This is a genomic window from Kluyvera genomosp. 1, from assembly GCF_001266615.1.
Lineage (GTDB): Bacteria > Pseudomonadota > Gammaproteobacteria > Enterobacterales > Enterobacteriaceae > Kluyvera > Kluyvera cryocrescens_A.
This window is the reverse complement of sequence record NZ_LGHZ01000018.1, coordinates 192,653-213,742: the sequence shown is the minus strand read 5'-3', so window position 1 is coordinate 213,742 and position 21,090 is coordinate 192,653. Positions and strand designations below refer to the sequence as shown.

The 21,090-nt window shown below is 52.5% G+C and carries 21 protein-coding genes; 16 read left to right on the top strand and 5 right to left on the bottom strand.

Features of this window, described 5'->3' with window-relative positions:
- Window positions 1-165 precede the first annotated feature (165 nt).
- Together sbmA and KP80_RS12325 are read left to right on the top strand one after the other, a co-directional pair.
- Window positions 166-1,389, top strand: a complete 1,224-nt coding sequence (gene sbmA / locus KP80_RS12330) for a peptide antibiotic transporter SbmA (RefSeq protein ID WP_052283932.1) — start codon at window positions 166-168, stop codon at window positions 1,387-1,389.
- 32 nt (window positions 1,390-1,421) lie between these two features.
- Window positions 1,422-2,528 (top strand): DUF1615 domain-containing protein, encoded by a 1,107-nt coding sequence (locus KP80_RS12325; protein ID WP_052283931.1) that lies wholly within the window; start codon window positions 1,422-1,424, stop codon window positions 2,526-2,528.
- On the opposite strand, the gene KP80_RS12320 is transcribed toward KP80_RS12325, so the two are convergent.
- Window positions 2,525-2,827 carry a DUF2755 family protein gene (locus KP80_RS12320; RefSeq protein ID WP_052283930.1) on the bottom strand — a complete coding sequence of 101 codons (303 nt, stop codon included), beginning with the start codon at window positions 2,825-2,827 and terminating at the stop codon, window positions 2,525-2,527. The two genes, KP80_RS12325 and KP80_RS12320, sit on opposite strands and share 4 nt — an antisense overlap.
- Window positions 2,828-3,079: 252 nt before the next feature.
- On the opposite strand from KP80_RS12320, the gene KP80_RS12315 reads away from it, so the two are divergent.
- Complete coding sequence (locus KP80_RS12315; protein WP_052283929.1) at window positions 3,080-3,277, top strand: DUF2754 family protein; 198 nt, start codon at window positions 3,080-3,082, stop codon at window positions 3,275-3,277.
- Window positions 3,278-3,381: 104 nt separating this feature from the next.
- On the opposite strand, the gene ddlA is transcribed toward KP80_RS12315, so the two are convergent.
- A complete protein-coding gene (ddlA, locus tag KP80_RS12310) occupies window positions 3,382-4,482 on the bottom strand; it encodes a D-alanine--D-alanine ligase (protein ID WP_052283928.1) in 1,101 nt (366 codons plus the stop codon).
- Between the two features lie 274 nt (window positions 4,483-4,756).
- On the opposite strand from ddlA, the gene KP80_RS12305 reads away from it, so the two are divergent.
- The 4 genes from KP80_RS12305 to KP80_RS12290 all read left to right on the top strand — a co-directional run bounded on the left by KP80_RS12305 (window position 4,757) and on the right by KP80_RS12290 (window position 8,445).
- Window positions 4,757-5,956 carry a multidrug efflux MFS transporter gene (locus KP80_RS12305; RefSeq protein ID WP_052283927.1) on the top strand — a complete coding sequence of 400 codons (1,200 nt, stop codon included), beginning with the start codon at window positions 4,757-4,759 and terminating at the stop codon, window positions 5,954-5,956.
- A 291-nt stretch (window positions 5,957-6,247) separates the two neighbouring features.
- Window positions 6,248-6,508 (top strand): sigma-S stabilization anti-adapter protein IraP, encoded by a 261-nt coding sequence (locus KP80_RS12300; RefSeq protein WP_052283926.1) that lies wholly within the window; start codon window positions 6,248-6,250, stop codon window positions 6,506-6,508.
- Window positions 6,509-6,607: 99 nt separating this feature from the next.
- Window positions 6,608-8,017 carry an alkaline phosphatase gene (gene phoA / locus KP80_RS12295; protein ID WP_052283925.1) on the top strand — a complete coding sequence of 470 codons (1,410 nt, stop codon included), beginning with the start codon at window positions 6,608-6,610 and terminating at the stop codon, window positions 8,015-8,017.
- Window positions 8,018-8,112: 95 nt separating this feature from the next.
- Window positions 8,113-8,445 (top strand): PsiF family protein, encoded by a 333-nt coding sequence (locus tag KP80_RS12290; protein WP_052283924.1) that lies wholly within the window; start codon window positions 8,113-8,115, stop codon window positions 8,443-8,445.
- Between the two features lie 55 nt (window positions 8,446-8,500).
- Here the strand turns inward: KP80_RS12290 and proC are convergent, their stop codons facing one another.
- Window positions 8,501-9,310: a pyrroline-5-carboxylate reductase gene (gene proC / locus KP80_RS12285; RefSeq protein ID WP_052283952.1), complete on the bottom strand. Its 810-nt coding sequence runs from the start codon at window positions 9,308-9,310 to the stop codon at window positions 8,501-8,503.
- 135 nt (window positions 9,311-9,445) lie between these two features.
- Here proC and KP80_RS12280 point away from each other — a divergent pair, with 135 nt between their 5' ends.
- The 4 genes from KP80_RS12280 (at window position 9,446) to ppnP (ending at window position 12,126) form a co-directional block, all read left to right on the top strand.
- Window positions 9,446-9,898 (top strand): YaiI/YqxD family protein, encoded by a 453-nt coding sequence (locus KP80_RS12280; protein WP_052283923.1) that lies wholly within the window; start codon window positions 9,446-9,448, stop codon window positions 9,896-9,898.
- A 271-nt stretch (window positions 9,899-10,169) separates the two neighbouring features.
- Window positions 10,170-10,694: a shikimate kinase AroL gene (gene aroL, locus KP80_RS12275; RefSeq protein ID WP_052283922.1), complete on the top strand. Its 525-nt coding sequence runs from the start codon at window positions 10,170-10,172 to the stop codon at window positions 10,692-10,694.
- 392 nt (window positions 10,695-11,086) lie between these two features.
- Window positions 11,087-11,764: an AroM family protein gene (locus KP80_RS12270; protein WP_052283921.1), complete on the top strand. Its 678-nt coding sequence runs from the start codon at window positions 11,087-11,089 to the stop codon at window positions 11,762-11,764.
- 77 nt (window positions 11,765-11,841) lie between these two features.
- On the top strand, window positions 11,842-12,126 hold the full coding sequence (gene ppnP, locus KP80_RS12265; protein ID WP_052283920.1) for a pyrimidine/purine nucleoside phosphorylase: 285 nt from the start codon (window positions 11,842-11,844) through the stop codon (window positions 12,124-12,126).
- Between the two features lie 39 nt (window positions 12,127-12,165).
- Here the strand turns inward: ppnP and rdgC are convergent, their stop codons facing one another.
- Window positions 12,166-13,077: a recombination-associated protein RdgC gene (rdgC, locus tag KP80_RS12260; RefSeq protein WP_052283951.1), complete on the bottom strand. Its 912-nt coding sequence runs from the start codon at window positions 13,075-13,077 to the stop codon at window positions 12,166-12,168.
- An 87-nt stretch (window positions 13,078-13,164) separates the two neighbouring features.
- On the opposite strand from rdgC, the gene mak reads away from it, so the two are divergent.
- Window positions 13,165-14,067, top strand: coding sequence for a fructokinase (gene mak / locus KP80_RS12255; RefSeq protein WP_052283919.1), 903 nt, complete (start codon window positions 13,165-13,167; stop codon window positions 14,065-14,067).
- Window positions 14,068-14,109: 42 nt separating this feature from the next.
- Here the strand turns inward: mak and KP80_RS12250 are convergent, their stop codons facing one another.
- Entirely contained in the window at window positions 14,110-14,442 is a 333-nt protein-coding gene (locus KP80_RS12250; protein ID WP_052283918.1) for a tRNA-binding protein, read from the bottom strand.
- Window positions 14,443-14,663: 221 nt separating this feature from the next.
- Here KP80_RS12250 and ebgR point away from each other — a divergent pair, with 221 nt between their 5' ends.
- The 4 genes from ebgR (at window position 14,664) to KP80_RS12230 (ending at window position 20,889) form a co-directional block, all read left to right on the top strand.
- Window positions 14,664-15,647 (top strand): transcriptional regulator EbgR, encoded by a 984-nt coding sequence (gene ebgR / locus KP80_RS12245; protein WP_052283917.1) that lies wholly within the window; start codon window positions 14,664-14,666, stop codon window positions 15,645-15,647.
- A 178-nt stretch (window positions 15,648-15,825) separates the two neighbouring features.
- Entirely contained in the window at window positions 15,826-18,918 is a 3,093-nt protein-coding gene (ebgA, locus tag KP80_RS12240; RefSeq protein ID WP_052283916.1) for a beta-galactosidase subunit alpha, read from the top strand.
- Window positions 18,915-19,364 (top strand): beta-galactosidase subunit beta, encoded by a 450-nt coding sequence (locus KP80_RS12235; RefSeq protein WP_052283915.1) that lies wholly within the window; start codon window positions 18,915-18,917, stop codon window positions 19,362-19,364. The genes ebgA and KP80_RS12235 overlap by 4 nt, the downstream gene beginning before the upstream one ends.
- 94 nt (window positions 19,365-19,458) lie before the next feature.
- Complete coding sequence (locus tag KP80_RS12230) at window positions 19,459-20,889, top strand: amino acid permease (RefSeq protein ID WP_052283914.1); 1,431 nt, start codon at window positions 19,459-19,461, stop codon at window positions 20,887-20,889.
- Window positions 20,890-21,090 lie beyond the last annotated feature (201 nt).

Below are 21,090 nucleotides of genomic sequence, written 5' to 3'. Positions count from 1 at the left end.
GCGCGTATGATACGTCAGGTGGTGTTACCGCGAACTCTGCCAGAATTTTCCGGTCTGATTGCCCAGAAACATTGCCTAATACCTCTTTACGGTAAAAATTTTCCGTAGCGGTATTCTGTGGTCACAGCATAAAACAAAACCATAAGAAGTTAGCAGGAGAGCATTATGTTTAAGTCTTTTTTCCCAAAGCCAGGGCCCTTTTTCCTCTCGGCGTTTATTTGGGCACTTATCGCCGTCATTTTCTGGCAGGCAGGCGGTGGGAGTTGGCTGCTGCGTATGACTGGCGCAAGTAACGATATCCCGATAAGCGCAGCCCGCTTTTGGTCGCTGAACTATCTGGTTTTTTATGCTTACTATCTGATTTGCGTTGCGCTGTTCGCTGGATATTGGTTTATCCGTAGCCCTCATCGCTGGCAGTATTGGTCCATTCTGGGGACTGCGCTGATTATTTTTGTCACCTGGTTTATGGTGGAAGTGGGCGTAGCGATTAACGCCTGGTATGCCCCGTTCTATGACCTGATTCAGACCGCGCTTGCGACGCCGAACAAAGTCTCGATAAACCAGTTCTATCAGGAAATTGGTATTTTCCTTGGCATTGCGCTGATTGCCGTTGTTATAGGCGTGCTGAATAATTTCTTCGTTAGCCACTATGTCTTTCGCTGGCGTACGGCGATGAACGAACACTATACGGAACACTGGCAGCATCTGCGCCATATCGAAGGTGCCGCTCAGCGTGTGCAGGAAGACACCATGCGCTTTGCCTCCACGCTTGAGGATATGGGTACCAGCTTTATTAACGCCATTATGACCCTGATTGCGTTTCTACCGGTGCTGGTCACGCTTTCTGCGCACGTGCCAAATCTGCCGATTATCGGCCATGTGCCTTACGGTCTGGTGATTGCGGCCATCGTCTGGTCGCTGATGGGGACCGGAATGCTGGCGGTGGTGGGGATTAAGCTGCCGGGGCTGAATTTTAAAAACCAGCGCGTTGAAGCGGCCTACCGTAAAGAGCTGGTCTATGGTGAAGATGATGCGAACCGCGCCACGCCGCCAACGTTACGCGAGCTGTTTAGCGCGGTACGCCAGAACTATTTCCGTCTCTATTTCCACTATATGTACTTCAATATCGCCCGTATTTTGTATTTGCAGGTGGATAACGTTTTCGGTTTGTTCCTGCTGTTTCCATCGATCGTTGCCGGTACGATTACGCTCGGCCTGATGACGCAGATAACCAACGTTTTCGGCCAGGTACGCGGATCTTTCCAGTATCTGATTAGCTCCTGGACGACGCTGGTGGAACTGATGTCCATTTACAAACGTCTGCGCAGCTTTGAACGCGAACTGGATAATAAAGATCTGCAAGATGAAGTCGTGCAGCCGCAGAGCTAAACGACGCCGGTTTATTTCATTAAGGACAGCTCATGGCGATTGCCGTCACGCGTTATCGCGCTTTACCCTTTACTTTGCTGGCTGGCGCTTTGCTTAGCGCCTGTACCAGCCAGCAGGCTCCACAGATGAAGGCGGGGGAAAAACCGGTGGATGTGGCAAGCGTGGTGCGCCAGAAAATGCCCGCTAGCGTGAAGGACAGGGATGCCTGGGCGCAGACGCTGGCAAAAACCTTCGACAGCCAGAAGCTGGCACCCACCGAGGAAAATATCTGTTCGGTGCTGGCGGTGGCGCAGCAGGAGTCCAATTATCAGGCTGACCCGGCGGTGCCGGGGTTGAGTAAAATTGCCTGGCAGGAGATCGACCGCCGCGCTGAAAAGATGCATATTCCGGTTTTTCTGGTCCACACTGCGCTGAAAATCAACTCGCCAAACGGCAAAAGCTATAGCGATCGCCTGGATAGCGTGAAAACGGAAAAACAGCTGAGCGCGATTTTTGATGATTTTATCGGCATGGTGCCGATGGGGCAGAAGCTGTTTGGTTCGCTGAACCCGGTCCATACCGGTGGGCCGATGCAGGTGAGTATTGCTTTCGCCGAAGGGCATCAAAACAACTATCCGTGGAAAATGGACGGGACCGTGCGTCAGGAAGTTTTCTCGCTGCGCGGAGGGGTATGGTTTGGCACTTACCATCTGCTGAACTATCCGGCAAATTATACCGCGCCGCTTTATCGCTTTGCCGACTTTAACGCCGGTTGGTACGCCAGCCGAAACGCGGCATTCCAGTATGCGGTGAGTAAAGCTACCGGCGTGAAGCTGGCGCTAGACGGCGATGTGGTGTTGTACGGCAGCGATGAGCCCGGCAGTACCGAAACGGCGGTCAGAAAACTGGCGAATAAACTGTCTCTTAGTAACAGCGAAATCCATAACCAGCTACGCAAAGGCGACAGCCTCGCATTCGAAGAGACCGCGTTGTACAAAGGGGTGTTTAAAATTGCCGAGCAGAAGGTGGGTAAAACGCTAGCGCGAGAAATGCTGCCGGGGATTCAGTTAGAAAGCCCGAAAATCACTCGTCAATTAACCACCGCGTGGTTCGCAAAACGCGTTGATGAGCGTCGGGCTAAGTGTATGGCCATCAATTAACGGCGGTGACGCAGGCGATGCACCAGCGATACCACGCCAAGGATAGCGCAGCCTGCCAGGAATGGAACGACGCCAAATAGCGTACTCACGCCTAAACCAATTTCCACGCGCGGACGACCGCTGTCCTGCATTTGCATCAGGTGTTCATAAACGCCTGGTGCATGCGCGACCAAAGAGAGCAGCTGCGCACCTACCGAAAAACACAGCAGCACGAACAGTGCGTAAGCCAGGTTGCCAGAGGTGGAGGACGTCCTCTTCTTCCCGTTGAAAATGCGCTTTGAGAAAGTGAAATCTGTCATTGAGACCTCCAGATTACGTGATTGCAGACGATTTCGTGATACAGAAGGGAGTGTGGCAGCAGATGGGGAATGTCAAAATCGGATTTATGGTAAATTTTGAGCAAGAATAATCCTGGTTTTTAGCCTCTAACCGCCTGGCAGCAACTCAACTTTAAGCACCAACTCTCGGTCTTTTACATCCGCTATTTGTCGTTTCTGCCACAGACGCTACTGATGGTTTATGGCATCATCGTTTTTTTTACTGGAGCCGCTATGAACCTGCCTGCAAAAATTCGCCGCGATTGGCATTACTACGCATTTGCGATTGGTTTGATTTTTATTCTTAACGGGATTGTGGGTCTGCTTGGGTTCGAAGCAAAAGGCTGGCAAACCTATGCGGTAGGGCTGGTGACCTGGGTTATCAGTTTCTGGCTGGCGGGGTTTATTATTCGTCGTCGGGAAGAAGATTAACGTTTTGCTTTAGTGGCCCGGCGTCAGAAAAGGCCGTCGGGCTAAAGAGTCTGTTGGCCTGATTGCGTGATGCTGTTCAGGCCAAACGGCTATCGGTTCCTGGCTTAGTCGTTCATCGACGTTTTCAGCGCTTTATCGGCCTGATGACGTTCCAGCGCCAGTTCAATCAGACGAGTAATCAACGAAGTGTAGTCCAGGCCGCTGGCTTGCCACAGTTTTGGATACATGCTGATATTGGTGAAGCCAGGCAACGTGTTGATTTCATTAATCACCACCTCGTTTTCGGCGGTGAGGAACACATCAACACGCGCCATGCCGCTGCAGCCCAGAGTCTGATAAGCATCAATCGCCACCTGGCGAATTTTGTCATTCACTTCGGCAGAAATAGCTGCTGGAACGACGACTTTAGCCCCATTGTCATCAATGTATTTGGTGTCGTAAGCGTAGAACTCGCTGTTTAACACAATCTCGCCGCAGGTGCTGGCCTGTGGGAAGTCATTGCCCAGCACCGCGCACTCAATTTCACGGCCCTTAATCCCTTGCTCAACCACGACTTTGTGGTCAAATTCGAAGGCCAACGCGACGGCTTTATGGTACTGATCCGCATCGTTAACCTTGCTAACCCCAACGGAAGAGCCCTGGTTGGCCGGTTTGACAAACATTGGCAGACCGAGCTTCGCTTTGAGCGCTTCAAAGGTGAAGCTGTCGCGGTTACGGCGCGTTAGGGTGACGAAAGGCGCAATGGCAAGACCGGCATCGCGCAGCAGGCGTTTGGTGACGTCTTTATCCATGCAGGCGGCGGAGCCTAACACGTCAGAGCCGACGAACGGCAGATTAGCCATCCGCAGCATGCCCTGTAGGGAGCCATCTTCCCCGAGCGTGCCGTGAACAATAGGGAAAATCACGTCAATGGCATCCAGCGGTTTACCGCTGGCAGCGTCGATCATCTGATGATGTTCTTTTCCCGGAATATGGGCGAGCGTGGTGTCCGATGGGCGCAGCGCGATACGGGCAGGATCCTGGGCGTTTAACAGGTAGTTTTGCGCATCGCTGATGTGCCATTGCCCCTGCTTATCAATGCCTAACAGCACAACGTCAAAGCGCGATTTATCAATTGCTTCTACGATATTTTTTGCCGACTGTAGGGAGACTTCGTGCTCCGCTGATTTACCACCAAAAACAATGCCAACCCGCAACTTCGCCATTTCTAATTCCATCCGTTCCAAACGCAAAGCACATAACATACCACGGGCATGGTAGGGCATCTGTCTTTTCCATCCCGTGTGACGCGAATAACCCGTAGAGTGTAAGCATAACTCACTGCGACAGGGCTTTTTAATCGTGATATATGTCACACAAATCGCTTAAATGGCTCATAAAATCCTGAAATAATCGATTAAGCATCTCTGACAATACTGGGCGAAGGGCAACTTGCTAACCTGTCTACTTGTCCCCGTAACAAAATGAATACGCGTTGTGATGGAATCCTGGAAGGTTAACCTTATATCCGTTTGGCTCGGCTGTTTTTTTACCGGCCTGGCAATCAGCCAAATTTTGCCATTTTTACCACTGTACGTTGCACAGCTGGGGGTGACGTCGCATGAGTCGCTCTCGATGTGGTCAGGGTTAACCTTTAGCGTCACCTTCCTGGTGTCGGCGATTGTTTCGCCCATGTGGGGCAGCCTTGCAGACCGCAAAGGGCGCAAACTGATGCTGTTGCGTGCGTCTTTAGGGATGGCGATTGCTATTTTGCTGCAGGCTTTTGCGACCAACGTCTGGCAGCTATTTATCCTGCGTGCGGTGATGGGCTTAACATCCGGTTATATTCCCAATGCGATGGCGCTGGTGGCCTCGCAGGTGCCGCGTGAACGCAGCGGTTGGGCGCTCAGCACGCTGTCGACGGCGCAGATTACCGGCGTGATTGGTGGGCCGTTGCTTGGTGGATTTCTCGCCGACCACGTAGGGCTGCGAATGGTCTTTTATATCACCGCGTTTTTGCTGTTGCTGAGCTTCCTCGTGACGTTGTTTCTGATTAAAGAGGGGCCGCGCCCGCAGTATTCCAAAAGCGAGAAACTTAGCGGTAAGGCGGTTTTTGCTTCGCTGCCGTATCCAGGCCTTGTGATTAGTCTGTTTGTTACCACGATGGTCATCCAATTGTGCAACGGCTCAATTAGTCCTATCCTGGCGCTATTTATTAAATCGATGTCACCAGACAGCGGTAATATTGCCTTTTTGAGCGGGATGATTGCCGCCGTACCCGGCGTATCTGCTCTCATTTCAGCGCCGCGTTTAGGCAAACTTGGCGATCGTATTGGGACCGCGCGCATTTTATTAGCAACGCTGATTTTTGCGGTGGTGCTCTTTTTTGCCATGTCATTTGTCACCACACCGCTACAGCTAGGTATTCTGCGCTTTATTCTTGGTTTCGCCGATGGGGCAATGCTGCCAGCGGTGCAGACGCTGCTGTTAAAATATATTAGTGAACGCGTGACCGGGCGCATTTTTGGCTATAACCAGTCATTTATGTATCTGGGAAATGTGGTAGGACCATTAATTGGCGCATCGGTATCGGCAATGGCTGGATTCCGCTGGGTATTTATTGTGACGGCGGTGATCGTTCTGATTAACCTGTGGCAATTAGCGGTGATGTTGCGCCGCACCCAACCGGTACGCCAGTAATATCCTTTCGATGAGGGAATAAATGCAGGTTGGTTTATTTCCTCTGACTCGCCCTATTATCAATAATTTATTGCAATATTATGCGAGCAAAACGTTTCGCTGGTCTTTTATGTCAGTAATTCCATGATATACATGAGGATTATATTTTTATCTGTTTCTCTTGCAGAATTGTCTGGATATTGTAATTCTATCCCTGGTCGCTAAAGGGGAATGGAACCGTATGTTTTATCGGTCTATTTAATTTTCAGGATTCTGGTCCTGCCCATCGCTGTCATACAAGGAAAACGCGCGATGAAAAATTTCATTGCAGAACTGCTGGTGAAACTGGCTGAAAAGGAAGATGAAGCAAATGCGTTACGCATTCAGGTCGATGCGCTAGAAGTGGTCGTCACCACGCTTTTACAGCATATGCAACAGGCTGATACCGCGGCGCTGGAAAGTGATATAACGGCAACGTTGAATAAACTGGAGCCTTCAGAACAGCTCGCCGATCATAATAGCGAACTATTATATAATCACGTAAAACGGTTATTTCTATCCCCCAAAATTTAGTAGGGATTACGTTATCTGGCACTGTCATTAAACTGTCACGCTCTTTTCTTACAGTCTCCGTGTTTCATTTTTTAAGTATTTGTACATGGAGAAACTAACGTGAAATACAGTGCAATCTTTGCCGCATTATTACCTCTGTTGTGCTTACCTGCTGTTCATGCAGATACTTCTACTACCGTTCTTGATAACCGCGCCGCGCAAGGGGATATTACCCAGCCGGGCGGTGCTCGTCGTTTATCAGCCGATCAAACTGACGCTATTCGCGCCTCGTTAAATAATAAACAGGCGAAAAACGTTATTTTGCTGATTGGTGACGGGATGGGCGACTCTGAAATTACCGCGGCGCGTAACTATGCAGAAGGGGCGGGCGGTTTCTTTAAAGGTATTGACGCGCTGCCGCTGACCGGTCAATACACCCACTACGCGTTAAATAAAAAAACCGGTAAACCGGACTATGTCACTGACTCTGCGGCGTCTGCAACGGCCTGGAGTACCGGGGTAAAAACCTATAATGGCGCACTGGGCGTTGATATTCATGAAAAAGATCACCAGACGATCCTCGAGCTGGCAAAAGCCGCTGGCCTTGCCACCGGCAACGTGTCGACAGCTGAACTGCAGGATGCGACGCCTGCTGCTCTGGTTTCGCACGTCACGTCACGTAAATGCTACGGCCCAAGCGTGACGGCGGAGAAATGCCCAACCAACGCGCTGGAAAAAGGCGGTAAAGGCTCTATTACCGAGCAACTGCTGAACGCGCGTGCTGATGTTACGCTGGGAGGCGGCGCAAAAACCTTTGCCGAGACGGCAACCGCAGGCGAATGGCAGGGAAAAACCCTGCGTGAGCAGGCGCAGACGCGTGGCTATCAGTTAGTGAACGACGCGACTTCGCTGGCTGCAATTTCACAGGCCAACCAGGATAAACCGCTGTTGGGCCTGTTCTCAGAGGGCAATATGCCGGTACGTTGGGAAGGGCCAAAAGCCTCCTACCACGGCAATATCGACAAAGCGGCCGTCACCTGTACGCCAAATCCAAAGCGTGATTCCAGCGTGCCGACGCTGGCACAGATGACCGACAAAGCGATTTCTCTACTGAGCAGCAACGAGAAGGGGTTCTTCCTGCAGGTTGAAGGGGCATCCATCGACAAACAGGACCACGCGGCGAACCCTTGTGGCCAGATTGGCGAAACGGTTGACCTGGATGAAGCGGTGCAGAAGGCACTGGAGTTTGCCAAAAAAGAGGGCAATACCCTGGTCATCGTCACCGCCGACCATGCCCATTCAAGCCAGATTATTCCACCTGAAACCAAAGCGCCGGGCCTGACGCAGGCGCTGAACACCAAAGATGGCGCGGTGATGGTGATGAGTTACGGCAACTCGGAAGAAGAGTCGATGGAACATACCGGTACTCAGCTGCGCATTGCCGCTTATGGCCCGCATGCCGCAAATGTGGTGGGGCTGACCGATCAGACTGACCTCTACTACACCATGAAAGCGGCTCTCGGGCTGTAATCACTCACCACCCGACGGCTATTTTTTGCCGTCGGGTTGGTAAAATTCCTGCCAGCGACCAGACTTACCGTGATCTCTCACAAAAGGATGGTGTCATGAAAACAACATTAATGGTCACTCTGTTGTGTAGTCTGTTTGCGGCGAGCGCAGCTTCTGCGGCAACCACGACGGCTGCCGAGAAAACCCTCACTCCGCAGCAGCAACGTATGAGCAGCTGTAACCAACAGGCTACCGCGAAAACCCTCAAAGGCGATGAGCGTAAAACCTACATGAGTACCTGTTTGAAAGGCGCAGGTGCCGGGGCTGACGGCAAAACGTTGACGCCGCAGCAGCAAAAGATGAAGGATTGTAATGCGCAGGCGGCTCAGAAGACCTTAAAAGGCGATGAGCGTAAAACCTTTATGAGTACCTGTCTGAAAAAAAGTTAATTCATTTTCCGTGGCAAGCGAGTCTGGCCCGACAGTGATTGTCGGGCCAAAAATATTACGACTTGCTCATTTTCTCTGATTTTTCCATGCATTTTGCCATCGCTTCGATGACGGCAGAGCGGAAGCCTTTCTCTTCCAGAACTCGCACGGCTTCAATCGTGGTGCCGCCTGGTGAGCAGACCATGTCTTTCAATTCGCCCGGATGCTTTCCGGTTTCCAGTACCATTTTGGCTGAGCCCATCACAGCCTGAGCGGCGAATTTGTATGCCTGTGCCCGCGGCATTCCACCGAGCACAGCAGCATCGGCCATGGCTTCGATAAACATGAATACGTAGGCTGGTGCGGAGCCGCTAACGCCAACAACCGGATGGATCATCGGCTCGGCAATTTCTTCGGCGGCACCAAAGCAGCGGAAAATATTCAATACGTCGGCAATGTCTTCCGGTGTCACCAGCGCATTCGGCGTGACCGAGGTCATCCCAGCGTTCACCAGTGACGGGGTATTTGGCATGGCGCGGACAATTTTACGGTCGTGGCCTAGCGCTCGAGCCAGCTGCTCCAGAGTTACACCAGCGGCAATAGAAACCACCAGAGAGTCTTTGTTGAGGCTGGATGCGATTTCGCTCAGCACTTTCACCATAATGCCTGGTTTTACGGCACCAAAGACAATATCGGCAACCTGCGCCACTTCCTGCGCACTCTGTGAAGCGTTAATACCGAATTCATCGCGCAGCGCGGCGACTTTGTCCGGGGATGGGGTGTAGACCCAAATCTGCCCAGGAAGCACTTGTCCACTGGCAATCAGGCCGCCAAGGATGGCCTTACCCATATTACCGCAGCCAATGAAGCCAATTTTCTTCTCCATCATGTCTCTCCCTCTGTCTGTTTTTTTCGTAGTGTACTGTTATAGGCGATTCCCGGCGACGGGTAACGTACTTTTACGACTTTATTAGCTTACCGTATAATCGCCCTTTAAGAATGAGCGCAAGCCGGAGTAATCATGACGATTTGGGTAGATGCGGACGCCTGTCCTAATGTAATCAAAGAGGTGCTGTATCGCGCCGCTGACCGTACGCAGATTGAACTGGTACTGGTAGCTAACCAATATTTGCGCGTCCCGCCGTCGCGTTTTATCCGCGCGATGGTGGTGCCGAAGGGCTTCGATGTGGCCGATAACGAAATTGTCCGCCTTTGCCAGCTGGGCGATCTGGTGGTGACCGCGGATATCCCCCTGGCGGCTGAAGTGCTGGAAAAAGGCGGCGCGGCGCTGAATCCTCGCGGAGAACGCTATAGCCATGCGACCATCCGTGAACGCCTCACCCTGCGCGATTTTATGGATACCATGCGCTCCAGCGGGATTCAAACCGGCGGGCCGAGCGCGCTCTCTCAACGCGATCGCCAGCAGTTTGCGGCGGAGCTCGATAAATGGCTGCAGGCGGTAAAACGCGGCTGATAGGATTTCTGTCACACTAATGTGCTACCTTTGCCGCGTCATCCGGCTTGTCAAAACAAGTCACTTTCATGTACTGTTAGCAAAACGCTACGTGGCATCATTTTTTTACGCTTTGAAGTGCCGTTTTATCTGGCTTAAATAGCGTAAGGCATCCAAAAAACATTTTTTTGTAATTTAAAGTTTACACTTACTTGCGTACTAGTTTGGTGGTATTATTCGCGCTTCATATGCACATCCCGCAATTTTGCGTCATCAAGGGGAACTCCAGGCAATGACACAGCCTATTTTTCTTATCGGAGCCAGGGGCTGCGGAAAAACAACAATAGGCCAAGCGCTGACTCACGCCTGCGATTTCCATTTTGTTGATACTGATTTAGTCTTACAACAGCGTTCCGGCATGACCGTTGCGGATATTGTCGCGGCAGAAGGCTGGGCTGGGTTCCGCGCACGGGAAACGCAGACGCTCATCTCGGTGACACAACCGAATACGGTGGTCGCTACCGGCGGTGGAATTATTCTGGCCGCTGAAAACCGCGAGTTTATGCGTCAGCACGGCGTGGTGATTTACCTCAATGCTCCGGTTTCTGTTCTGGCAAGCCGCCTGGAAGCGTTTCCCGAAGCGGAACAGCGTCCGACGCTCACCGGTAAACCGATCAGCGAAGAAGTCGCTGATGTGCTCGCTCAGCGCGATACGCTATACCGTGAAACGGCCCACTTTATTGTTGATGCGTCCTCCACGCCCGACCACGTTGTCGTGCTCATCCAAAATGCCCTGCACCTGGAAACCGCCAGCTAACCGGGCGCACTCTCGCAGCATCCCTCCTCTTGTTACCCATACGCCTACTTCTTTGCTTTCCACGGGGTATTTTCTTCGTGGTAAGACAGCTTCTCCGATGAACTTACGCAGGTCAGTGATTCGGACAGGGTTTGTCTATTGAGCAAAAGCAAGCTTAACAGGCCGCTATAACCCTTTTTAATTAATGGTTATGGCGGGCGTAAATCACATTTATCGTTTATCTTTAATGTTATAGAGAAGTTAAAATTAAACCTTATCAGGAGAGTACTGGAAATTACCGGAATCTTTACATTCCAGCATCGGGATGAACTGCTACGCTTCTGAGCGGTGTTTTTCATCCATCCAGGTGGCTATTTGTAAAGTGAGCAATTAAGAAGCAGAAGGTAGATAACATGACTGCAACCATGGCGATTCTTACGATTGGGGTGGTGCCCATTAGTGAAGTATTGCCGCTTTTGACCGAGCACATCAGGGAAGATCAAATTACCCACGTGACTCTGCTGGGGAAAATGAGTCGTGCGGACGTTATGGAAGAATATGGGCCAGAGCCCGGTGAAGAGCGTCTGTTGGTGTTGTTAAACGACAACCAGTTTGTCGAAATATCCCGTCTTAAAGTCGAGCATGCCCTACAGGCGGTGATTGAAGTGCTGGATAATCAGTCCTACGACGTCATTCTTTTACTGAATACGTTCAAACTCCGCAGCATGACGGCGCGCAATGCGATACTGCTGGAACCACAGCGAATTATTCCACCGCTGGTCGCCTCGATTGTTGAGGGGCATCAGGTCGGCGTGCTGGTGCCTATTGAGGCCATTCTTAACGCTCAAAAAGAAAAATGGCAGATGCTGCCAACGCTGCCTTATTACGCGCTGGCGAACCCGGTGCGCGACAGCGATCAGCATATGATTTCGGCGGGCAGCTCTTTGCTTGAGCAGGGCGCGGATGTGCTGGTTCTGGACTCGCTGAGCTATCATCAGCGCCATCGCGACCTGTTACAAAAAGCGCTGGATGTTCCGGTTCTGCTATCGAATGTGCTGGTCGCTCGACTGGCGGCAGAATTATTATGTTAAGCGTATGAATTTGCGTGACAGGCTTCTGCTCGCAACCCTATATTGGTTTTTTACGTTAAGACAATAAGGGCCTGTTTATGCTTCAAAGCAACGAGTACTTCGAAGGGAAAGTGAAATCCATTGGCTTTACCAGCAGCAGCACCGGTCGCGCTAGCGTGGGCGTGATGGTTGAAGGTGAATACACCTTTGGAACCGGGCAGCCGGAAGAGATGACCGTGGTCAGCGGCGAGATGAATGTGCTGTTACCGGGTGAAATCGAATGGAAAGTGTATACCGCAGGGGAAGTCTTTAACGTGCCGGGCAATAGCGAATTTAACCTGCAGATCGTTGAGCCAACGTCCTATCTGTGCCGCTATCTGTAATGATTCCCCTTCCTGCCGCGGCAGGAAGGGAATTTACGTTTAGCGCTGGGCTTCGCCGCCTAATCCTTCTACCAGACTCTTAATCAATGCCGCCAGTTCGCCGGTCATCAGAATAAAGTCCGCGTCGAAACGCTGAGCATAGTCGTCTCTGTCAATATCTTCGTTTTGGTCGCGCAGTTCGTCGCAGAACTTCAGGCGCTTAATCGAGCCGTCGTCGCACATCACAAACTGGATACGCTGCTGCCAATCCAGCGCCAGCTTGGTCACCAGCTTGCCGGCTTCGATATGGGCTGCAATCTCATCACAAATCAGATCCTGTTTCTTCGCGCGGATCACGCCACCATCTTCGAGAATGGCTTTGAGCTCGGCTTCGTCAAGAATCTGGAAGCTTTGCGCAGCGCTTCCGGAACGCACCCATTCGGTGAGCGTTAGCTCAATCGGGTTTTCCAGCGTCAGCGGAACCACCGGCAGCGAACCGAGGCTTTTACGCAGCAGCGCCAGCGTATCTTCCGCTTTTTTGGCGCTGGCACAGTCGACCATAATCAGATCGTTAACGGTATCGATCCACATCATGGTCTGGCTGAAGCGGCTAAAGGCACGAGGCAGCAGGGAGTGCAGCACTTCATCCTTCAGGGAATCTTTTTCCGTTTTCTTCAGCTTGCGGCCCTGATCGGCTTCCAGCTTCTGGATCTTGGCTTCCAGCGCTTGCTTAATCACCGGCGAAGGCAGGATCTTCTCTTCTTTACGCGCGCAGATGATGATCTGTCCGTTAACGGAGTGCGTCAGCGCGTCGCTGTGTGAGCCCATCGGCGGAACCCAACCGGTTTTTGCCATATCCTGGCTGCCGCAGGGGGTGAAGGTCATCTCAGCGAGCTGCTTTTCCATCTCTTCCGCGCGCAGCGAGATGTCGCGGCTAAGACGATAAACCATTAAATTTTTGAACCACAGCATGATAATTTCCACGGTGTTATCGTTATATAGGCGGGCAATGATAACGAATTGTCCACGGCCTTGCATTGTTTTAAACAGGAGCGATGAATGCGAATTGGGATTGATTTAGGCGGAACGAAAACGGAAGTTATCGCACTCGGTGATCAGGGCGAGCAGCTGTACCGACATCGTCTGCCGACACCGCGTGACTATCAGCAAACCATTGAGAATATTGCGCATCTTGTTGCTTTGGCCGAAGACGCTACCGGGCAAACGGGCACCGTTGGTATGGGGATCCCGGGTTCGATTTCTCCCTACACCGGAGTGGTGAAAAACGCCAATTCCACGTGGCTTAACGGCCAGCCGTTTGATAAAGATTTAAGCCGACGCCTGAATCGCGAAGTGCGTCTGGCGAACGATGCCAACTGTCTGGCGGTCTCTGAAGCCATAGACGGCGCGGCGGCGGGGGCGCAAACGGTGTTTGCAGTGATTATTGGTACCGGCTGCGGTTCAGGCGTAGCGATTAACGGGCGCGTACACATTGGTGGCAACGGCACCGCAGGCGAGTGGGGGCATAACCCGCTACCGTGGATGAATGACGACGAGCTGCGCTACCGTGCTGAAGTCCCCTGCTACTGCGGTAAGCAAGGCTGTATTGAAACCTTTATCTCCGGCACGGGTTTTGCCACCGATTATCACCGCTTAAGCGGTAATCCGCTGAAAGGCAGTGAGATTATGCAGTTAGTGGCTGAGGGCGATGCGCTGGCGGAACAAGCGATGGCTCACTACGAACAGCGGCTGGCGAAATCACTGGCACACGTGGTCAATATTCTCGACCCCGACGTGATTGTGCTGGGCGGTGGGATGAGCAACGTTGAACGTCTATATCAGACGGTGCCGCAGCGGGTAAAAGAGTGGGTGTTCGGCGGCGAGTGCGAGACGCCTATTCGTAAAGCGCTGCACGGCGATTCCAGCGGCGTTCGCGGCGCGGCCTGGCTTTGGCCGCTGTAACACTTTAACGTATATCCCCCGCGGACAGGCGGGGGAAAGCCATTAGACAACCCTTACGCCCGCGGGCATCACGCGTTCTGGGGTCAGCAGTACGCTTTCGCTGGCGTCGTCGGTTTCTGCACACAGCAGCATACATTCCGAAGTCTCACCGCGCATTTTGGCTTTCGCCAGATTGCATAGTACGACCACCGTTTTTCCTAATAGCTCATCTTCACGGTAATAGGGCACCAGGCTGGTGACCGTTTGCAGGGTCCGTTCCCCGACATCAACCTGAACGATGTACAGTTTGTCGGCATTTTCGTGCCGTTGGACCTCGACGATCTTTCCGGTGCGCATCTCCAGTTTGGCAAAATCACTATAAGTCACGGTATCCATTTTCTCACCTCAAGTAAAAGTTTAGTAAAATATAGCGATATTTTATCAAAGGGCACGATAGCATTGGCGAAACTGTTACACCCATCACTGTTTTCTGCCTCAGAAAAACAGGGGCGATAGGGGCGTAAAGTTCGCGAATATTTACTTAAAACAGATGCATGTCTGGTCGCTTGCTTTACAATGTCAGAGCAAACATAGGGCAGCGTCCGATAAGGGAAAAGATGGCTACATTAAAAGACATTGCGGTTGAGGCGGGGGTTTCGCTGGCGACGGTTTCGCGCGTGCTTAACGACGATCCCACCTTAAATGTGAAAGAAGAGACCAAGCGTCGGATCCTCGAGATTGCAGAAAAGCTGGAATATAAAAACAGCAGCTCGCGCAAAGCATTGGTCGGCGCCGTGGCACAGCACCACATTCTGGCCCTTTACAGCTACCAGCAGGATCTGGAAATCAACGATCCCTACTATCTGGCCATTCGCCACGGCATTGAAATGCAGTGCGAGAAGCTGGGTATCGAGCTCACCAACTGCTATCTCAACCACGCGCTGCCTGAGCTGAAAAAAATCACCGGTGCACTGATTGTCGGCCAGCCTTCGGTCGAGACGCGTGATGCGGTCAGCACATTAACCGACAATATCTGTTTTATTGATTTTCATGAGCCGGGCAGTCAGTACGACGCGGTCGATATCGATCTGGTACGCATCGCCAAAGAGGTTATCGACTTCTTTATCGCTCAGGGCGTTTCCCGAATTGGCTTTATTGGCGGTGAAGACCAGCCTGGTAAAGCGGATATTCGTGAAGTGGCTTTCGTTGAATATGGCCTCCTGAAAGGGGTCGTTTCCGCCGACGATATCTGGCGCGGCGGCTTCTCCAGCTCTTCCGGCTATGAGCTGGCGAAAAAAATGCTGGCGAAAGGTGACCATCCCTCTGCACTGTTTGTGGCCTCGGACTCGATTGCTATTGGCGTGCTGCGGGCTATCCATGAGCGCGGGCTGTCGATACCGGCGGATATTTCGTTGATTAGCGTTAACGATATTCCTACCGCGCGTTTTACCTTCCCACCGCTTTCTACCGTGCGTATTCATTCGGAAATGATGGGCAGCCAGGGGGTAAACCTGCTGGTTGAAAAGGCCCGCGACGGTCGTGCGCTGCCACTGAATGTCTTCGTCCCAAGCGTCCTCAAGCTGCGCGGTACCACCCGCTAATCCTTTTTCGCCGGCTGCCCGTTTGCGCATCCGGCGAAACACTCTCCGCACTCCCAGATTCCTCCCACCAACGCGCTCATTTTGTGATCGAGTTAAAGTAAATCATCCCTGCTCATTTTATTTAGTAAAAGTTTTACTAAAATAAAATGCAATAACTTAGTCCGTACAGGGAGGCGATATGAATCGCTGGGAAAATCTTCAACTCACGCACGAAAACAGGTTGCCGCCGAGAGCCTATTTCTTCTCCTATGACACACTGGCGCAGGCGCGTTCGTATGTCCGCGAAAACAGCAGCCGCTTTATGACTCTTAGCGGGCAGTGGAATTTTCAGTTCTTCACCAACCCGCTGTTGGTGCCGGAGGCTTTTACTTCTGAATATATGAACGACTGGGGCTCCATCACCGTGCCAGGCATGTGGCAGATGGAAGGTCACGGCCAACTGCAGTACACCGATGAAGGTTTTCCATTCCCAATTGATGTGCCCTATGTCCCAACGGATAACCCAACCGGTGCCTACCAGCGCTGGTTCACCCTCAACGAAGGCTGGCAGGGTCAGCAGACCCTGATTAAATTTGACGGCGTCGAGACTTACTTTGAGGTGTACGTCAACGGCCAGTACGTTGGTTTTAGTAAAGGCAGCCGCCTGACGGCTGAATTTGATATCAGTGCGGCGGTGAAAACCGGCGAAAACCTACTTTCCGTCCGCGTGATGCAGTGGGCCGATTCCACCTATATCGAAGATCAGGATATGTGGTGGACGGCAGGGATTTTCCGCGACGTTTATCTGGTCGGTAAAAACCCACTGCACGTGCAGGACTTTACCCTGCGCACCGATTTTAACGATGACTATCGCGATGCCACGCTCGCCTGTCAGGTTGAACTGGAAAACCTGGCGGTGCAGCCGCAACAGGCAACGTTGGAATACACTCTGTTTGACGGTGAAACCGCGCTGTATCAGGGAACCTGCGGGCAGTTAACGGTCGGGCAACGTCAGACCACCCATTTCGCCATCGACGTGAAAGCGCCGCAGCAGTGGTCAGCGGAAAACCCGTATCTTTACCATCTGGTGATGACGTTGAAAAACGCCGCGGGTGAAGTGATTGAAATCATCCCGCAGCGCGTGGGTTTCCGCGATATCAAAGTGCGCGATGGGCTGTTTTACATCAATAACCAGTACGTGATGCTGCACGGTGTGAACCGCCACGATAATGACCACCTGAAGGGCCGCGCCGTGGGCATGGACCGGGTGGAGAAAGATCTGCAACTGATGAAGCAGTACAACATCAACTCGGTACGTACCGCGCACTATCCGAACGATCCTCGCTTCTATGAGCTGTGCGATGTTTACGGCCTGTTCGTGATGGCGGAAACCGACGTGGAATCTCACGGCTTCGCTAACGTGGGCAATCTGAGTTGCATTACCGACGACCCAGAATGGGAGCATATCTACGTCGAGCGCATTGTGCGCCACGTTCACGCGCAGAAAAACCACCCGTCGATTGTTATCTGGTCGCTGGGTAATGAATCCGGCTACGGCTGTAACATTCGTGCCATGTACCACGCCGCCAAAGCACTGGACGACACCCGCCTTATTCACTACGAAGAAGATCGTGATGCAGAAGTGGTCGATATCATCTCGACCATGTACACCCGCGTGCCGCTGATGAACGAATTCGGCGAGTATCCGCACGCCAAGCCGCGCATCATCTGTGAATATGCGCACGCCATGGGCAACGGCCCGGGCGGTTTAACGGAATATCAGAACGTGTTTTACCAGCACGACTGCATCCAGGGCCACTATGTGTGGGAGTGGTGCGATCACGGCATTCAGGCCACCGATGAAGACGGAACCGTGTGGTACAAGTACGGCGGCGACTACGGCGACTACCCGAACAACTACAACTTCTGCCTTGATGGGCTGATCTTCTCCGATCAAACGCCGGGTCCGGGTTTGCTGGAGTACAAGCAGGTGATTGCACCGGTGAAGGTGCTGGCGTCCGATCTGTCGCACGGTATTCTGCGCGTTGAAAACAAGTTGTGGTTCTCGAATCTCGACGACTACACGTTGTGTGTCGAAGTTCGCGCCGAAGGGGAGACACTCTCTACCCAGCGCTTGAAGGTAGAAGGGCTGGCGGCCAACAGCGGCCGCGAGGTGACGATTTCTCTGCCGCGTCTGGATGAGCGTGAAGCGTTCGTCAATATCACGGTTACCAAAGATTCCCGCACGCTGTATAGCGAAGCCAACCATCTCATTGCGATGTACCAACTGCAGCTGAAGGCCAATACGGCCGTCAAAACGCCGCGTCTGAGTGCCTGCGCGACGCCATTAGAGATTGCCGATGAGCGCCTGAGTTACATCGTCTGCGGGCATAACTTCCGTGCCGTGTTCTCGAAGATCAGCGGCAAGCTCACCGAATGGCAGGTCAACGGTGTTGAACAGGTGACGCGCGAACCGCGAATGAACTTCTTCAAGCCGATGATTGATAACCACAAGCAGGAGTTTGAAGGGCTGTGGCAGCCGGCGCATCTGCCTATCATGCAGGAACATCTGCGCGAGTTCAGCGCAGAAATACAGGGCGATACGGTTGTTATCACCACCCGGACCATTATCGCGCCGCCGGTGTTTGATTTCGGTATGCGCTGCACTTACCGCTGGCAGGTGACTGCGCAGGGGCATATCAACGTGGAACTGCAGGGTGAGCGCTACGGCGACTATCCGCATATCGTGCCGTGCATCGGCTTTATGCTGGGGATTAACGGCCAGTTCGAACAGGTTGACTACTACGGTCGCGGGCCGGGCGAGAACTACGCCGACAGCCAGCAGAGCAACATTATCGACCAGTGGCACACCACCGTCGATGACATGTTTGTGAACTATCCGTTCCCGCAAAATAACGGCAACCGCCAGCACGTACGCTGGGCCTCCTTTACCGACAGGCACGGCAGCGGCCTGCTGGTGGTGCCGCGTCAGCCGATTAACGTCAGCGCCTGGCACTACACGGCGGAAAATCTGCACGCTGCGCAGCATTGCAATGAGCTGCAAAGAAGCGACGACATCACGCTCAATATCGACGCGCAACTGCTCGGTCTGGGCTCCAACTCGTGGGGGAGCGAAGTGCTGGATAGCTGGCGCGTCTGGCTCAACACCTTTAACTACGGCTTCACGCTGCTGCCGATAGACGGCGGGCGCAGCGCCTCGCAGACGCTGGCGAACCATGAATATGGCGCTGATTTCTTTTCACCCGTTTCACACAGCGAGGCTGAGCAATGAGAGTTCTCGATAATTTAGAACAGTTTAAGCAGATTTATCAGGGCGGACGTAAATGGCAACGCTGCGTGGAGGCCATCAACAACCTCGACAATATTCGCCCGGGCGTGGCGCACTCTATTGGCGATTCGCTCTCCTATCGACTGGCGACGGAAAGCTCCACTGATGCGCTGTTTGTCGGTAATCGCCGCTATTTTGAAGTCCATTACTACCTGCAAGGGCAGCAAAAAATTGAGTTTGCACCCAAAGCGCAGCTGCAAACCGTGGCCTGTTATCGCGATGAAACCGACCGCGAATATCTCAAAGGGGTAGGGGAAACCGTAGCGGTTCACGAAGGGCAAATGGTGATTTGTGATACCGACGAAGCCTACCGTTTTCTCTGCGATGAGCCGGTCAAAAAAGTGGTGCTGCGTGTGACCGTTGAGGACGGCTACTTCCTGAATAAGTAATGGCGAACGGCGTTTGTACCAGACCCAGCGGCAGTATCCGCTGGGCTATACCTGTATCTGCCCCTCACGGGGTGAAGTGATTTTTGGAGGACGTATGTCCGAATCAATTCGTGCCAAAATCGGTAAGTTTGCCCTGCTGTCGATGGCCTTTACCGCGGTATTTAACGTACGAAATATCGTTAACAACAACATTGAACTGGGCTTAAGCTCGGCGCCCATCTTCCTTTTTGCCACCGTGGTTTACTTTATTCCGTTCGTTTTTATCATTGCGGAATTCGTTTCGGCGAATAAACACTCTGAGTCCGGTATGTACGCCTGGCTGAAACAGCCGCTGGGCACCCGCGCGGCCTATCTGGGGTCGTTCCTGTACTGGTTTGTGAACCTGTTCTTCTTCCTGTCGCTGTTGCCAAACGTGGTGGCCTACGCCTCTTACGCCATTATGGGCTACGCGATTCCGTTCTCGCCGATGGTGACATCGATGATTTCCATCGTGCTGTTTGCGATGGCAACGCATATCTCTACCAAAGGCGCGACGTGGCTGGGGAAAATATCCGAATGCGTGGCCTACGGCGTGTTTGCGCTGTTTGCTATCTACGTGGTGGGGGCGCTGACCGCGCTGGGCTCAGGACACGTGCCTGCGCAGCCGATTACACTCTCGGCAATGGAACCGACCATCAACTGGGCGACGCTGGGCATTATGTGCTGGATTTTCCAGGCGGCGGGCGGTGCGGAAACCGTGGCGGCCTACCTCAATGACACCAAGGGCGGACAGAAATCCTTTATTAAGGTCATCATCACCGCCGGGATCCTGATTGGCGGCATGTACGCACTGGGTTCATTGCTGGTGAACGTGTTTGTTGCTCGTGAAGACCTCACCTACGCCGCTGGTATGGTGGAAATCTTTACCGGCCTCGGCACCTATTTCCATATCTCTGAAGAGCTGATGGGGCGTTTCGTCGGCATCATTCTGTTTATCGCTATTTTCGGCAGCATGATGATGTGGACGGCGGCACCGGTCAAAATTCACTTCTCGGAAATTCCGGAAGGGATTTATGGCAAGAAAACGACCGAACTGAACGTTCACGGCGTCCCGGTTCGCGCGGCCTGGTGGCAGTTTGTCTTCGTTCTGTTGATGCTTATTGTTAATGGATTTGGCTCTGAAAGCGTACAGCAGATGATGAATACCGCCATCAACTTGACGGCGGGTACCGCGATGTTGCCGCCGCTGTTTATCATGGCTGCCTACTTTGTCTTCCGCTGGAAGCATGATGACACGCCGCGCGATTTCCGCATGGGGTCACGCAAGGTGGGGATGAGCGTGGTATCGATGTTGATGGTGATCTTTGTGGTCAGTATGACGGCGTCAGCGTTCCCGGCGGGTGTTGATCTGGTTAATGCCTTCTTTGTTAACGTCTTTATGACTGCGGTCTTCTCCGGGCTGGCCTGGTGGTGGATCAGCCGCTTTGAGAAGAAGCAAAAAATCCGCAATGCCTCGGTGGAGGGCCTGACTAAGGCGGTGAAGTAACCCAGGAAAACCGCAGGTCCGTGACGGTCTGCGGTTTTTTGTTGCCGGATGGTTACGTAGGGCTAAACCAATTTCGTGATCAAGTTAAAGCTAATCGACTTTCTTACTTTGTTTTACTAAAAATTTTACTAAAATAACATCTGATAATTAACGACCTCTATCCTACAAACAACGCGGCCCTTTTTATCCAATGGAAGGATG